The organism is Marinilactibacillus sp. GCM10026970, from assembly GCF_042660675.1.
GTDB lineage: Bacteria > Bacillota > Bacilli > Lactobacillales > Carnobacteriaceae_A > Marinilactibacillus.
On the sequence record NZ_JBHSUL010000027.1, the window covers coordinates 21,062 to 36,593 of the forward strand.

Genomic DNA, 15,532 nt, shown 5'->3' on the forward strand with positions numbered 1-15,532 from the left:
TTCCTCTTATTCACAATTTTTTATTTCTGATTCAAAGCCAAAAAGCGATCAGGTTGTCCAGACTGTCCGGATTACCTAATCGCTTTGATAGGATTCGTTCTCTTTTCCAAACGCAAAAATTCACGTTGTTCAGAACTTAGTTGAATATACTTATCTTATTTTAACGTATCTCAGCATCTAATTCTTGAACAAGGGCTGCTTTAACTTTTTCAAAGTCTTGGTTTACTTCATCTTCTTTTAAAGTTGCTTCAGGATTCAAGTAAGATAGCGAATACCCAAGGGATTTTTGACCTTCTTGGATATGTTCTCCTTGGTAAAGATCAAATAACTGGATGTTTCTCAGCCATTTTCCGCCGTTTGCTTCGATTGTCGAAATGACTTGATTGTGTGTAACCGTATCTTGAACAAGTAAGGCAATATCACGAGAAGTTCCAGGATATTTAGGAATCGTTTGGTAACGAACCGGATCTTTTTCAGATTCTACAAGCGCTTCAACGCTCATTTCAAATACAAAAGTATCTTCTAAATCAAATTTTTGTGCAATGAGTGGATGGATTTGTCCAATGACACCTATTACATCATTTCCGATACAAATTTCAGCTGTTCTTCCAGGGTGGAAGTCTTCTAGTGTTTTAATAGCTGTGAACGAGATCTTTTCACTGAATCCAATGGACCCAAGTAATTCTTCTATAATCCCTTTTAAAGTAAAGAAATCTACAGACTGCGCTTTTGACTGCCACGTATGTTCAGATAAAGATCCTGTAATCAGACCAGCCACGTGTTCTTCCTCAATAGGCAAAGCAGACGCTTGGTTTTCATAGAATACATGTCCTACTTCATACAAAGCACTGTTTTTTGTCTGACGTGCCGAGTTGTACGCAGCATTATCGATTAGACCACTAATTAAGCTCAGTCTTAGTGACTTATGTTCTTCACTCATTGGCCAATCCAATTCTGTTGTCTTAGAAGGTTTCATACTAAATCTTGCTGCCTTTTCAGGAGTCGTTAGTGCATAACTGATTGTTTGAGCTAGCCCACTCCCTTCAAGAAATCTACGTATGTTACGCGTTAGACGCTGTTTGTCCGTTAATTCCCCTGGGGTAGATTCCATCACAGGTAGTGTTGAAGGAATGTTGTTATAGCCATAAATACGTGCCACTTCTTCAAGTAAATCTGCTTCAATCGAAATATCCCATCTTCTTAAAGGTACTGTTACAATAAACTGATCTTCAATCAATCTATAGTCAAATTGCAACCTTGTGAAAATGGAAGCCACTTCTTCAAGAGAAAGAGCAGTTCCTAATGCATGATTGATTTTTGTTACAGTAATCGAAACTTCTTTTTCAATTGCCTGTTGATCATTTGCTTCGGCCACTCCAGAAATGATTGTACCGTTACTTATTTCTGACATTAAAACAGCTGCATGATCCAAAGCATCTTGAATGGTTCCTAGATTCAATCCACGTTCAAATCTTGAACTCGATTCACTTCGAAGATTCAATGATTGGGCAGTTTTACGGATCAAAGAAGATTCAAAAACTGCTGATTCTATTAGAACGGTACGAGTTGTTTCCGTTACGTGTGTATTTTGACCGCCCATAACCCCTGCTAGTGCAACAGGTTTACTACCATTTGTTACGACTAAATTCTCGGTTGTCAAAGTTCTTTCTTGTCCATCAAGCGTTGTCATCATCTCGTCACTTTGCGCTCTTCTTACATGAACTTCTTTGGAATCCAATAAGTCGTAATCAAAAGCATGCAACGGTTGTCCATATTCCAGCATGATATAGTTTGTAACATCGACGACCGAATCAATCGGACGAATCCCAGCGCTCATCAGTCTACGTTGCAACCATAATGGACTTTGGGTAACAGTAAGATTCGTTACAATACGCGATTTATAGTACGGTGTATCTTCTGGGTTTTCAACTGATACACTGATCCATTCCTCTATCGAACTCGATGGATCTTCTGGTACTTGGATATCTTCAAAAGTCGGCACTTGAGACAAGATTGCACCGGCTTCAAACGCTACGCCACGCATACTCATTGCATCAGCTCTGTTCGGTGTAATATCTAAATCGATCAATACATCATCTAGTCCAACATATGGTAATGCACTTTCACCAACGACTGCTGTTTCCGGTAAAAGATACAAACCATCTTCTGCATGCTTTGGAATCACTGAATCTGAAAATCCAAGTTCATCAAGCGCACATAACATACCGTTTGAAACATGTCCTCTCAACTTACTTTTCTTGATTTTGAAATTTCCTGGAAGTCTTGCGCCAGGGAGAGCCACGATAACTTTCTGATCTTTATCTACGTTAGGAGCTCCACAGACGATTTGGTACAGCTCTGATTCACCAACGTCCACTTGTGTAATGTTTAAGTGATCGGAATCTTCCATTTTTTCAATAGATTTTACTTCTCCGACTACAATGTTTTTTAAGCCTTTGCCCATTTCGATGAGACTATCCACTTCAATACCAGTCAACGTAATCTGGTCAGCAAGCTTTTCAGGCGTTGTGTTTTCTAAATTCAAATAATTTGATAGCCAGTTGTATGATACTTTCATTTTATCTTATCCCTTCACCTTGAATTGTTCTAAAAATCTCTGGTCGTTCAAGTAGAAATTACGGATATCATCGACTCCGTACTTCAGCATTGCAATGCGGTCTGGTCCCATGCCAAATGCGAATCCACCATAAATCTCTGGGTCTACACCGGACATTCTCAGCACTTCTGGATGTGTCATGCCGGCTCCAAGAATTTCAATCCAACCAGTTTGTTTACAGACGTTACATCCTTTGCCACCGCATTTAAAGCAGCTGACATCGACTTCTACAGAAGGTTCCGTAAACGGGAAATAGCTCGGGCGTAATCTAATTTCACGATTTTCTCCAAACATTTTCTTAGCGAGTGCTTCTAGTGTTCCTTTAAGATCTGCCATTGTAATATGCTTATCAATGACCAAACCTTCAATCTGATGGAACTGATGAGAGTGCGTTGCATCATCTGTATCACGACGGTAAACTTTTCCAGGGCTGATCATCTTAAGGGGTCCTTTTGAAAAATCATGCTTTTCAAGCGTTCTCGCTTGCACTGGAGACGTATGCGTCCGCAGTAAAATCTCGTTAGTGATATAAAATGTATCTTGCATATCTCGAGCTGGGTGGTTTTGTGGAAGATTGACACGTTCAAAGTTGTAATAGTCTTCTTCCACTTCATTTCCTTCAACAATCTGATAACCCATTCCTAAGAAAAGATCTTCAATTTCTTCTATACTTTGCGTGATGACATGCGCTTGACCTTTTTTCGGTTTGATACCTGGAAGAGTAACGTCCAGTGTTTCTTCTGAAAGGCGCTTGTTCAAAACTTCTTTTTCAATAGACGTTTTCGTTTCAGTTAGTTGAGTCGTGATTTCGTCTCTAACTTTGTTTCCCAGCTGCCCGATCACTGGACGCTCTTCAGCAGATAGATCTTTCATTCCTTTAAGCACTTGGGTTAACGCACCTTTTTTCCCTAAATAAGCGACTCTCAATGTTTCTAATTCTTCCATAGTTGTTACTGCATTGATTTCAATTTTTGCCTTTGCTGAAATGTCTGATAATCTATCTTTTAATTCCATAATCTCTCTCCTTTGTTTATGTAGTTTTTTGAACAAAAAAAGACCCCATCCCAATATAGGGACGAGGTCAACACGCGGTACCACCCTTGTTTAAAACTGAATCAAGCCAGTCTTACACTTTTGCATAACGGCGCATACCGAGATTTCTTCTGTCATACGAAATCCGCTTTAACCAAAGCAAATGATCCGCAGACCTTGAGCTCTAGAACGTTGAAAGTGAACTTCATTCAGCTTTTTATACGAATGCTCTCAGCCAATGGCATTCGCTCTCTTGATAGTCCACTGAATTACTCTTTTTCAACAATAGCTTTTCATTTATATTATTGGTTTTGAAACCGATTATAGGTGTTTATGGCATTCCTCAGCACTAATCCATTCGTCAGCCCAGCCTTGTACTTCTCTCATAACTGTTTCAAGAGCTGCGCCCTTTGACGTTAGACAATATCCAGATTTGATTTCGCAATCTTCATCAAGATTCTTAGTCACGATATCAGCCTGTTCAAGTTCTTTCAGTCTTTCTACTAGAACACGATCACTTACATCAGGTATCGACTCTGAAAGATCTTTGAAACGACGAGGTCCATCCAATAAAACATCAATAATGAGTCCAGTCCATTTTTTTCCAAGTATAGAAAAAGTTTGCTCAAACTTTGGACAAATGATTTTATTCTCTGTTGCTTCAATCATGTATGTTCACCTCTACTTTCAAACAACAACAGTATATCATCAATAAGAACTTTTTGTAAGTAAATCAAAGAAAAAGTTGAATTTCTGACATAACATTGTTCTTAACTCCTTTAATCCTTCTTATAAGTGCTCAAGGAAAAGTGTTGCAATAGAAAAGTAAATAAATAATCCCAATGAATCATTGATTGTTGTAATAAACGGACCTGAAGCTACTGCTGGATCTATTTTAAACTTATTGATAATAACAGGAATAACGGTCCCCATAACTGTAGATACACTTACCGTTAACAACATAGAAACACTAATGATCAGAGCTAGCACGCCATTTCCATGAAGAACGAACACAATACCACTCACAACTACTGCTGCTAAGATACCGATTAAGACCCCTGCTCCAAGTTCATTTTTAATTGTCTGGAAGAGACTTTCTTTGTCTTGATCATCTTCAATCGTTAAGTTACGAACCGCTACTGCTAAGGCTTGTGTACCTACATTCCCTGCTGTATCCATAATCATAGGAATAAAGGCTGCGAGTAAGACAACCGATTGTAAGGTTTCTTCAAAGAAACTGATCAAACTTCCTGTAATCATTCCTAAGAATAAAAGGATGACAATCCATGGTGCTCGTGCTTTTGCCGTTTTAAATGGCGTCATTTTTCTGTCGTCTGTGCCTTTTTTGATTGCTGCAAAGTCATTGAAATCCTCTGTTACCTCGTCTTCTAAAACGTCCATAATATCATCGACCGTTACGATACCCAACATAGAACCATTGTGCGCAAGCACTGGTAAAGCGAGTAAATCGTAATCTTGAATGACTCTCGCAACGTTTTCCTGATCCTCATCCACTTTGACCGAAACAACTTGACTAAACATAATATTTTCTACTCTTTCTGTTTCAGGAGACAGTAATAAGTCTCTTAGTGACAGAACCCCTAACAATCGTTCTTTTTCATCGACCACATACAAGTAATAAATTGTTTCTGCTTTTTTGCCAATGTTTCTCAATTTTTCAATTACTTGATCTAGTGTTAACTTGTAATTGATTTTTATAAACTCCTTGGTCATGATTGACCCAGCAGTTTCTGGTGCATAAGACAGTAATTCCTGTACACGTTCACTTTCGCGGTCATCCATCATAGAAAGCAAGACTTGATTATCTGTATCGTCACTTTCGTTTAAAAAGTGCGCTACGTCATCGGCCGCCATATGATTGAATACTTTGGCCATATATTCATCTGGAAGATACTGAACGGCTGCTTCTTGATCTTCTGTCTCCATCCATTCAAATATTTCAGCAAATTCTTCAGGATCAAGAAAATGAGAAATTTTCCGCTTTTTTTCTGGATACAATAAGTGGAAGATTTCGTGCTGATCTCTGTCATGCAATTTAAGGAACAGTTCTCTGAACTGTTCGCGATCATCTTTTTTAGCTGCTGAAAAAATTTGTTCGTAGTGTTTTTGTTTGTTATCTTTGATAAATTTCATTTTCTATCATCCTTCACTGAGTATACCTTTGGAGGCACTTTTTTGATTTGATTTACTTATTGATAAAAAACTGGGACTGGCATCCATTTGCCTCACCTCCAAATTCACTAGTTAGGATATGCTCAAAAAAACATGCGGTTAGCATGTACTTTGAGTCGAAACTTCCTTTTAACCATCTCTTTCCAATCGACAATTCATCATATCTGATTATTTAGTCTATTTCAAGGCGGTATTTGTAAGTTAACGATACAGTATCCATTTTTATTTTTCAACAGAGACAACCTATTTCGTGCCTGAATCCCTATCTTTTGAGGAATCATTAGATATTTTGTATACTTAAACCATCATTCTAACAGAGGAGCATTTATATGAAAAAGATGATTGGTTTACTATTAAGCATAAGCTTACTAGGCGCTTGCAATGCAGGAGATACAGATGAAGCAAATGAAGAGACAACACTTACTCAAGAAGAAGAAGCTGCTGTAGATGATGAAACTCAGGTAACAGAGGCCGCTGCAACTGAAGAGGAAATGGCACCAGTAGAGGATGAAGATCTAGAGGATGCTGAGATGATTTCTGATTTAAGCGATTACGAAGAATTTGCTGATCAAGATACTTTCGATCCTTCTCAACTAGATGCTTACCTCATTACAGATAACCCAGGAACAAGGGTCATTCTATTTACTGACGGTGACGAGCAGATGTTTAAATCCATTTATATTAAAGAAGATAATCGTTTCAAAGTGGTTGATTTAGTTGAAAATGAACTGCTGATCAACGCCCCATTATAATATCGCGTTCATCACTTATCTGAATCCCCCTTATTCCGCACATGGTACCTTAAAACTAGACAATCAAAAAAGCAGGAGTTGGATTGCACACATGTGTACAATCCAACTCCTGCTTTTTTTACTTGTAAAGTAGTGGAAGAGATCCTCTTAAAGAATCACTTTTAATCCATTTATGCGTGTACTAGGCGTATTCGAGAAATTAAATTCGCCATTTTCGCTTTTGTCTTTTCTCTTAATGGTTGGGACACTTCACTGATTGCACAATATTTATCTACGCAAGTTACTATCATACTCTCTTTGTATCGTGGTAATCCAACTTTTGAGCACAAAAACATATGCTTTAAAATGATATCTTTTTCAAGTTCACTTAGTGGCGTAATTTTTGCTGCATTTTCCACAGCAATTTTCGGATGCACACAATTGTGTGAGCCCATTTCCATAGCAGCAATTTCTTCTCGTCCTTCATGAAAGAAATCGTGCAAGAGACCTGCTCTAGCAACTGCCCTTACATTCAAATTCATTTTTTTAGCTATACGGTAACTGACATATGAAACAAAAAGCGAATGTGTCAAACGCGTTGTATAGTGGTGATGCGTAATGGTTTCTAATTTAAGCAAATCTTCATTTTCAAGTAGATCATTAATTAAAGCTACATATTCTAGATCCTGTTCCCAGATAGACTGAACAAATTCCATGAAACGTCTCCTTTATGCTACGGTTGATATCTATAGTCATTTTATTTAATAGAATGTTTTATGCAAATCGTTAATTGCTTATGTTCCATATCTTAATCCTAACGGAATTATATTTAAAGCATTTAGTTGGATAAAAAACGCTTACATTATTAATAGACGGAAATTGTCAAATTTCCGTTATAATTACTTATTTTGTCCCAATCTAGTTAGCTCTCTTATTGATATATAGAAAACATCAAGATGCTAGCAGCAATTGCAACGTTCAAAGATTCCGCTTGCCCTTTAATTGGTATATATAAATTTTTATCTGTGACCTCTAGTAACTCAGAACGTACACCCGCTCCTTCGTTCCCAACAATCAGACCAAAAGGTTGTGTTTGTTTTTCATTAGAGTAGTCAACAGCTCGTTCATCCAATGCTGTTCCGTAAACTGCATATCCTTTAGCTTGAAAAGATCCCACCCATCGCTCTAGTTCTCCACTGATTACGTTTAAATGAAAGTGACTTCCTTGGGTTGATCTTAAAGTTTTAGGATTATATAAATCTGCTGATCCTTCACCTAGCACTACACCGCCAAATCCAGCCGCGTCTGCAGAACGAATAAGTGTACCCACATTTCCAGGATCTTGAACGGCATCTATAAAAAGGTACGGTTTCTCAACGGTTTCAGTTTTTCTTTCTTCTATGTTTAGCACAGCAAAAACCCCTTGTGTGGTTCCTGTATCTGCGAGTTCTGAAGCCACTTCAGAAGATACCTCATAAGTTTCTACCGATTCTATACTCTCTACCCACTCGCTATTCATGACATCTTCTCTAATAATCAAACATTGAATGATTATATTTGCACGAATAGCTTCTTCTATTAAATGAAAACCTTCAATTAAGTATTGTCCCGCTTTATTTCGACCTTTTCTGGTCAAAAGCTTTTTCCAATTTTTGACTTTTTGGTTTTTTGTGGATTCAATCTTCTCCATCATAACGTCCTCTCTTTTACAAAGAATAGTTTAACATAATTCAATCCAAATTGAGCAGCGAATAATCGTTTAATTAAACAAAAAAAGAGAGCATACATCTACGTTAGTAGTGCAGCTCTCCGATTCTAGTCATCTAGTTATCCTCCGATATAAGAAAGAGGGTTAACAAGATTTCCATTTACTGTAATTTCAAAGTGCAAGTGAACGCCTGTTGAACTACCTGTCGAGCCCATGACACCAATTTGTTGTCCTTGAGAAACAGTTTGTCCAGGTGCCACTTTAAGACCCGCTAACATGTGTGCATAAAGTGAAGTAGTTCCATCACCATGATCGATTTTGACGTGGTAACCATAGCTACCACCAAAGGAAGCTGTAACAACCTTACCAGATTTTGCAGCGACAATAGGTCCACCACCGGCAATATCGATTCCTCTGTGAAGTTTCCGTTCTCCACTGATTGGGTGCGTACGGTAACCAAACGGAGAAGATATACGTCCACTAGCCGGTCTTGTCCAACCCCCACTATTGTTTGGTTTTGATGGAGCAGGAGTACTCGGTGTTGATGGTGCTGGCGTTGATTCAGGTTGTGACGGTTTTGAAGTAGAAGTCGCTACCTCTGATTTTTGTTTTTCTGCTGTAGCTCTAGCTGCGGCTCTTTCACTTGTTGCTTTTTCTTCTGCTGCTTTTTCTTCCGCTACTCTTTTTTCTTCTGCTAATCTATAAGCTTCTTCTTCTTCTCTTTGACGTTTCTCTTCGGCAAGACGAGCTTCTTCTTGGATTCTTCTTTGTTCTTCCATAATACGTTCTTGCTCTTCTTGCATTTCTGCACTTAGTGTACTTGTTCGTTGTGCTACAAGTGTTTGTTCTGAAACGAATGAAGATTTTTCTTCTTCAGTCATGTTGAAACGTTCTGCAACTTGGATAATCTTATCGTCTAATTCCACTCTTTGTGCAATTAAATTGTTTTGATCCACTTCTAGTTGAGCTTTTACTGTTTGTACTTCTTCTTTTTCTTTTTTGATTGATTGCTCTGCAGCTTCTAAAGCTTCTTGATCATCCATTTGAGCTTGCATGATTGTTTGATTCGCAGATACGATTTGAGAAACCATACCGATACGTCCAATTAAATCAGAAAAATCTTCGGCAGATATGACCATGTTGATAATATCAGAGGCATTTCCTTCTGTCTGTACTGATCTTGCTTGATTTTCTAACTGTTCATTTCTTTGTTCAATTTGTTTTTCTAATCTATCGATATCTGCTTGTAATGCTTCAATTTCTTTTTCAATACGTTCGATATCTTTTTCTTGTTCTTCAATCTTCAAAACCAATTCATCGATATTCTTTTGAAGACCACTCACTTCTTCTTCCAGTCGAGTACGTTCTTCTTGCAAACTTTCCATTTGTTGTTCTTTTGACTGAATCTGTTCATCTAAAGATTTGTTTTTCTCATTCAGTTCACGCTGCTCTCTTTGTAACTCTTCCATACGATCAGATTGAGCAGATGCTTGAATGGGTGCAAATACTGGAAAACTAAGGCATGATGCTGCTACTACGGCAAATACTTTCTTTTTAATCAATTTAACGACTCCTACATTCTTTTTTATAATTTCTTTACTTGTGACTTGGTCACTTGTTTCTCTCTGGTTGACTAAGTTAATCCTATCACGTTTTTTGAATATTTAAGATTTTATTCTTATGACAAATCATCCTGTAATTTGTTACAAAACTGTATTGTTTGACGAAAATTCGAACAAAAAATTTGGGTGAAATGCCTATTTCTCAGCACTTTAAAAATATAACATCCTTCTTTTAATTTTAATTTGCTTCTTTTACAGTGAACAATTTTTGACAAAATTTGACAACTTATGGCACAAAAAAGATGCAGAGCTTCATTTGCTCTGCATCTTTCGAATATCCTTTTATTAAGATTTTGTCGCGCCTTCTGTAACACCTTCAACAATATATTTTTGAAGAAAGATGTATAAGATAATGATTGGAATGATCGCTAACACTAGACCTGCTAGCGCTAACTCCCATTGAACAGTGTATTCACCAAAGAAATAATACATTCTAAGCGGTATCGTCCGCATGCCTTCTTTATTAATAACAAGAGAAGGTAGTAAGAAGTCATTCCATAATCTAATGGCATTCAAGATAATCACTGTTACAGTTGTCGGCTTCAATATGGGAAAGATCACCTGCCAGAATATCTGCAAAGGATTCCCTCCATCGAGATAGGCTGCTTCATCTAGTGAAACTGAGATTGATCTCATAGCCCCATAGTATAAGAAGATTGACATGCTCGTTGCGAATCCCCAGTTCATGATAACAAGTCCAAATCGGTTAAGAAGATCGACTTGTCCAAACATACTAACCAATGGAATCATAACAGACTGAAAAGGAATCAGCATAGTTAACGCACACATAAAGTAGATAGCATTACTCATTTTGTTTTTCTTTCTAGCTAGTGCATAAGCAGCCATAGAAGAAAATATTACAATAATGATAATACTGACTGTGGTAATCAACAACGAGTTGAAAAAACTGCTTGCAAACTCCAAACTTTCATAGGCTCTTGGGTAATTATCCGTTACAACATCTTCTGGTACCCAAAGTGTGTTTGTAAAAATCTCAGATCTATTTTTAAATGAACCAAAAAATATGATAACAAACGGATATATCCAAGTTAAAGATAAAATCGTACCCATTAAGAAAACTAGCGATTTATGTCTTTTCACGCTACTCATTATAAATCAACCTCTTTTCTCCGTGTAATAAGAATTTGTGTTAAAGAGATTGCCGCTATAAGAAGTAGAAATATAATCGCTTTAGATTGTGCATATCCTTGTTGGTACTGATAAAATGCAGTATTGTAAATATTCATTGCGACCATTTCAGTTGAACCATATGGCGCACCATTTGTCAGCGCCAAGTTGACATCGTATATTTTGAACGCATTCGCTAAAGTCAAAAATAAACTAATCGTGAATGCCGGTGCCAGCATCGGAAACTTAATATTCCAAAAGGCTTTCCAGTTAGTTGCACCATCCATAAATCCTGCTTCAATCAGTTCTTTAGGAATATTCGCCAAAAACGAAATATAAATGATCATGATATACCCACTCATTTGCCATAAGAAAACAATGATCATACCCCAAAATCCTGTAGAGGAATCTGACAACCAGGCACTAAAAAATGATATCCCAGTTGCTGTAGCAATTCCCTCAAACGCTCTGACAAAAATAAATTGCCAGATAAATCCAAGAATGATCCCACCAATTAGGTTCGGCATAAAAAATATCGTTCTAAAAAGCGTACCGACTTTCCCTAATTTCTGAGTTACAAGTAGCGCTAATCCTAAACCAATTGCATTGACAAGGATAACGGCTACAAACGAGAATCTTAATGTAAACCACAAACTGTTCAAAAATTGAGTATCTTTCATCAAATTCAGATAATTTTGAAGACCGATAAAAGAAGAAGTATATCCATCTGAATCTGTTAAAGATGTACCGATTCCAAGAATCAGTGGAATCAGTATAATGACTGATACTGCTAAAATTGAAGGCAAAACAAATGCCCAATAATATGCTGTATTATGTTTACCTTGCATCAAACTCACCGCATTTCTTTAAAAGCTTCCGCTGTATTATTTTCAAAATCTTCCCACGACTGATCGCCAGTCAGATATTTCTGATATTCTGGATAAAGGACTTGTTGGAACCATCCGTCCGGATATTGCTTATGTGTCATCGCGCCAGTTTCTCCATCAAGTAATGCTTGGTATAATTCGCTTGAAACAGGGTCGGCAATGTCGCTCGGTTCGTATCCTTCTTGTGCAGGTACAAAGGCCAAGTCCCCAACAATCATTTCTCTACCTTCATCAGACAAATACATCCAGTCCAAGAAGTTTTTCGATTCTTCAACTACTGCCTCATCCAGATTTTTATTTACACCAATATAAAACGGCGCTCCTGCTATAATTTTACCTTCTGTATCATTTTCACCGTAAACCGGTAGTAAACCTAATTTTTCCTGAGCGAATTCTGGATCAATGTCATTTAGTGTAGGAACAATCCAAATTCCCTGATGAACCATCGCAACTCGATTATTTACAAACAATTCTTCAACAGAACGACTATAATCGACTGTTAAGATTGGCTGAACATTATGTTCATTAAAGAGATCTGTGTATTTCTTCATTTGATCTCCGTACTCCCAGTTCAGTTCAGTAGCTTCATACGATTCTATAATACTTTCATTAAATTCAGGGCTTGTGAAGTTTGCAGAAAATTGATTCGCAATATAATTTTCTCCACCACTAAAACCAAAAACCGCATCAATTCCTAACGCTTCTTTCTGGCTATCAAGTGTTTCTACTGCTGCTGCAAAATCATCATAATTTTGAATAGATTCAGGATCTACGCCTGCTTCTTCAAAAATTTCACGATTATACATCCAGCCGAAGCCTTCTAAGTTAAGTGGAATACCAAGTGGTACGCCATCAATCATTCCGCCTTCTAACGTGCCATCGATTAACGTATTAGAAACTTCTAGATCTGTTACATCTAGCAATGAATCACTATAACGCTCAACTTCAGGTAATCCACCTAGCATCATCATTGCGGGCTCATCTCCAGAAGAAAAGCGTGCTTGTAGTCCAGCAGAACCTTCTCCACTTCCGACTGTTGTAATCGTCACCTGTGTTTGACCCTCACTTTGTTCTTCATACATCTGCGCGAGTTCCTCTAATTGAGCAGTAATCTCCGGTTTTTGATTAAAGAAGTCGAGTTTTACAACTCCACCTTCAACGCTACTTTCAGTCCCCTCGTCACTTGTACCCGATTCTGTTCCACCAGTTCCGCATGCGGCCAGCAATAATGGTACTGAAAGTAATGAGAACAATGATTTGTATATCTTCATTTCCATGATATTCACTCCCTTATAAAATTGTAAAAATATTATCATGAATGTTAATTAATGTATATTTATTCTGATAATCCTTTTTTCTTTTTTAATTTTAACATAATATATGTAAAAACTAGTAGCAGATAGACTCACAGAAATGAAAATATTTAGCAAAATGCTTTTGAAGCAACTTTTGTCATCGAAGCAAAATAAATTATAAGTGTTTTTAACCTAACCTAATCTATCTATACAAATATGGTTTACTCTATTTTTCATACGTTTTATGCATCTTTAAATTCATGATAAATAACAAAATTTACTTTATTAGAAAACACTCATATTATAAATGTTATATTTTTGATTATTTACACAAAATAAATCATGATTATACAATCTACTTCGATTCTCTTTATGATTCAGACAAATTGAAGTATAATTGGATAGGCTTAACCAACTTGTAGCCTATCCATTTTCAAGTAAATAATATACTTTCCGATAATAGGTAGTCTTTTAAAAGATAAGAAAGGATGACAAGGTTTGATTACTTTTGATCATGTTTATCGCTACAGCAACTTGATTGACGAAAACGAATTTTTTCAGCAATATTTTAACGAATATCTTCCATATAGATACGATTCAAATTTTTTCATTCTAAAGTATCAACCGACGCTTGCTGAATTTGAGCTAATCGAAAACATACAGCTTGCTTTTCACGAAGAAGAAGGACTAGAACATCTTAAATTTTATTGGCCACAAGACAAAGGATTCACCCCTGGAATTGTTGCTTACTTTGAAGAATCAGGCTATCAGATTGAAATGCTTGAGTTATTACAGATTGACCCTAATCATTTCTCTATTAAAGTTCCTTCAAATATACATGTTTCACCCGTTTCTGAAGAAAAATTAGCGGATTTCAAGCAATTGAATTATCCTCAAGACTTAACTTACGGTTCTTTATTTGCGGATATGAAGCAAGATCTTTATACATCTATTATAGAATCCGATTTTATCTGTCCACTCATCGCTTATATCAATGGTACTCCAGTTGGATCTCTTATCGCACTTATTGGGCAAGAAAGCATTGAAATAGATGATCTTTATGTATCTGAGGACTTCAGAAATAAAGGTGTTGCGGCTGCATTACAGACTGCTGTCATGACAATGGCTAAAGAAAAGAAAAAACAAGTTATACTCGTAGCGGATGCGGATGATACCCCACGGGAAATGTATCTGAAACAAGGGTATGCATTCACTGGGTATCAATTAGCTGCCCAAAAGATCTTAGGAGGCCAGGAGGAATAGTTGTTGAATAAAGAAATCAGACAATTAAACAAATTTGATTATGACCAATACAAATCTATGCAAACTGGATTAGAAGATGATTATATGCTTACAGCATACCCTAGCCTTACAGACGGAGATAATAGATTGTTCGGCTTATTTATAGACGAACAGTTAGTCAGCACTGCGGGGTATACTATCTTTGCAAATCATTTCATTATGCTCGGCCGATTAAGAAGCGATGTTCGTTTTCGTGGGAAAAATTACGCTACTGAAATTCTTCAGTATGTTAAGGAATTGTCACTTCAATTACCTGAAGTGGTATTCGTAGGCGCGAACACAGAAAAGCATAATCTACCCGCTCAAAAAGTATTAAGTAAAATCGGTCTACCTCATGTAATTACTTTGTACGCTGCACAGACCACAGACCTTTCTTTATTGGTATCCGACGAAGATTCTACTGTTTGGACTAAGTTTACAGATCTTGGCCGCAAGCAGAATTGGTTGGCTCAAACTTATTTAAGTGATTCTTTTTCTAAAAAGATCTTTCCTTTTGAAGCTTATTATCCCTTCCCTGCCTCAGAAAAACTCTTCAATGAAGAACTTCTAGGGAAGTGGAATTTCTATGAAAACGAAGATCAATCCCGTTACGTTATTTTGTGCGAAGAAGATAAAGGTGGTCATTACCTGCATGTAATTTATCCTTGGGATGATTTCACTCAACAAAAAGCTTTATGGAATACGGTTCAATCCAATTATTCCAAAACACTTCTAGAAAATTCAGAAACCATTGTCTGGATAGATTTAACAGAAACTGAAGCCGAGTTGCTTCCAAATAACCATCCTTTTGAACTTCCTTCTCCTTGGATGCTTCATGGCGTCAGCGGTGAGGCTCGTAAAAACTCTGAGTATCCAAAATCCGTCGATGCTTCTTTATCAGAAGCTTATCGATCGATTGAATTCTTGGAAAACGAGCTCAAAGAATTGGAAAATGAACTAGATGAAAAAATTAAGAAAGCAAATGAAATCGAACATAGTTTAAAAGAAATGGATTCTAACAATTAAAAGAAACTAAAA

At 37.0% G+C, this 15,532-nt stretch carries 13 protein-coding genes; 3 read left to right on the forward strand and 10 right to left on the reverse strand.

Translation table 11 applies throughout. The features are described from left to right. Window positions 1–160 precede the first annotated feature (160 nt). The 4 genes from pheT to mgtE all read right to left on the reverse strand — a co-directional run bounded on the left by pheT (window position 161) and on the right by mgtE (window position 5,803). Window positions 161–2,578 (reverse strand): phenylalanine--tRNA ligase subunit beta, encoded by a 2,418-nt coding sequence (pheT, locus tag ACFP65_RS07455; RefSeq protein WP_379917292.1) that lies wholly within the window; start codon window positions 2,576–2,578, stop codon window positions 161–163. A 6-nt stretch (window positions 2,579–2,584) separates the two neighbouring features. Next, window positions 2,585–3,631: a phenylalanine--tRNA ligase subunit alpha gene (gene pheS, locus ACFP65_RS07460; RefSeq protein ID WP_379917294.1), complete on the reverse strand. Its 1,047-nt coding sequence runs from the start codon at window positions 3,629–3,631 to the stop codon at window positions 2,585–2,587. 339 nt (window positions 3,632–3,970) lie between these two features. Continuing rightward, the gene (locus ACFP65_RS07465) at window positions 3,971–4,315 is read right to left on the reverse strand and encodes a winged helix-turn-helix transcriptional regulator (protein ID WP_305067563.1); all 345 of its coding nucleotides are present in this window, start codon (window positions 4,313–4,315) and stop codon (window positions 3,971–3,973) included. Window positions 4,316–4,438: 123 nt separating this feature from the next. Beyond that, complete coding sequence (gene mgtE / locus ACFP65_RS07470; protein WP_379917295.1) at window positions 4,439–5,803, reverse strand: magnesium transporter; 1,365 nt, start codon at window positions 5,801–5,803, stop codon at window positions 4,439–4,441. A 368-nt stretch (window positions 5,804–6,171) separates the two neighbouring features. Here mgtE and ACFP65_RS07475 point away from each other — a divergent pair, with 368 nt between their 5' ends. After that, complete coding sequence (locus tag ACFP65_RS07475; RefSeq protein WP_379917297.1) at window positions 6,172–6,594, forward strand: hypothetical protein; 423 nt, start codon at window positions 6,172–6,174, stop codon at window positions 6,592–6,594. A gap of 170 nt (window positions 6,595–6,764) precedes the next feature. On the opposite strand, the gene ACFP65_RS07480 is transcribed toward ACFP65_RS07475, so the two are convergent. The 6 genes from ACFP65_RS07480 to ACFP65_RS07505 all read right to left on the reverse strand — a co-directional run bounded on the left by ACFP65_RS07480 (window position 6,765) and on the right by ACFP65_RS07505 (window position 13,195). Then, a complete protein-coding gene (locus ACFP65_RS07480; protein ID WP_379917298.1) occupies window positions 6,765–7,289 on the reverse strand; it encodes an HD domain-containing protein in 525 nt (174 codons plus the stop codon). A gap of 215 nt (window positions 7,290–7,504) precedes the next feature. Next, entirely contained in the window at window positions 7,505–8,266 is a 762-nt protein-coding gene (locus tag ACFP65_RS07485; protein ID WP_379917300.1) for a TrmH family RNA methyltransferase, read from the reverse strand. 134 nt (window positions 8,267–8,400) lie between these two features. Beyond that, a complete protein-coding gene (locus ACFP65_RS07490; RefSeq protein WP_379917302.1) occupies window positions 8,401–9,843 on the reverse strand; it encodes a murein hydrolase activator EnvC family protein in 1,443 nt (480 codons plus the stop codon). 345 nt (window positions 9,844–10,188) lie between these two features. Next, on the reverse strand, window positions 10,189–11,013 hold the full coding sequence (locus ACFP65_RS07495) for a carbohydrate ABC transporter permease (RefSeq protein ID WP_379917304.1): 825 nt from the start codon (window positions 11,011–11,013) through the stop codon (window positions 10,189–10,191). Beyond that, window positions 11,013–11,879, reverse strand: a complete 867-nt coding sequence (locus ACFP65_RS07500; protein WP_379917306.1) for a carbohydrate ABC transporter permease — start codon at window positions 11,877–11,879, stop codon at window positions 11,013–11,015. The genes ACFP65_RS07495 and ACFP65_RS07500 overlap by 1 nt, the downstream gene beginning before the upstream one ends. Window positions 11,880–11,884: 5 nt before the next feature. Then, a complete protein-coding gene (locus ACFP65_RS07505; protein ID WP_379917308.1) occupies window positions 11,885–13,195 on the reverse strand; it encodes an ABC transporter substrate-binding protein in 1,311 nt (436 codons plus the stop codon). Between the two features lie 516 nt (window positions 13,196–13,711). Here ACFP65_RS07505 and ACFP65_RS07510 point away from each other — a divergent pair. Further along, on the forward strand, window positions 13,712–14,476 hold the full coding sequence (locus tag ACFP65_RS07510; protein WP_379917310.1) for a GNAT family N-acetyltransferase: 765 nt from the start codon (window positions 13,712–13,714) through the stop codon (window positions 14,474–14,476). A gap of 3 nt (window positions 14,477–14,479) precedes the next feature. Next, window positions 14,480–15,520: a GNAT family N-acetyltransferase gene (locus ACFP65_RS07515; protein ID WP_379917312.1), complete on the forward strand. Its 1,041-nt coding sequence runs from the start codon at window positions 14,480–14,482 to the stop codon at window positions 15,518–15,520. The last annotated feature ends 12 nt before the right edge of the window (window positions 15,521–15,532 follow it).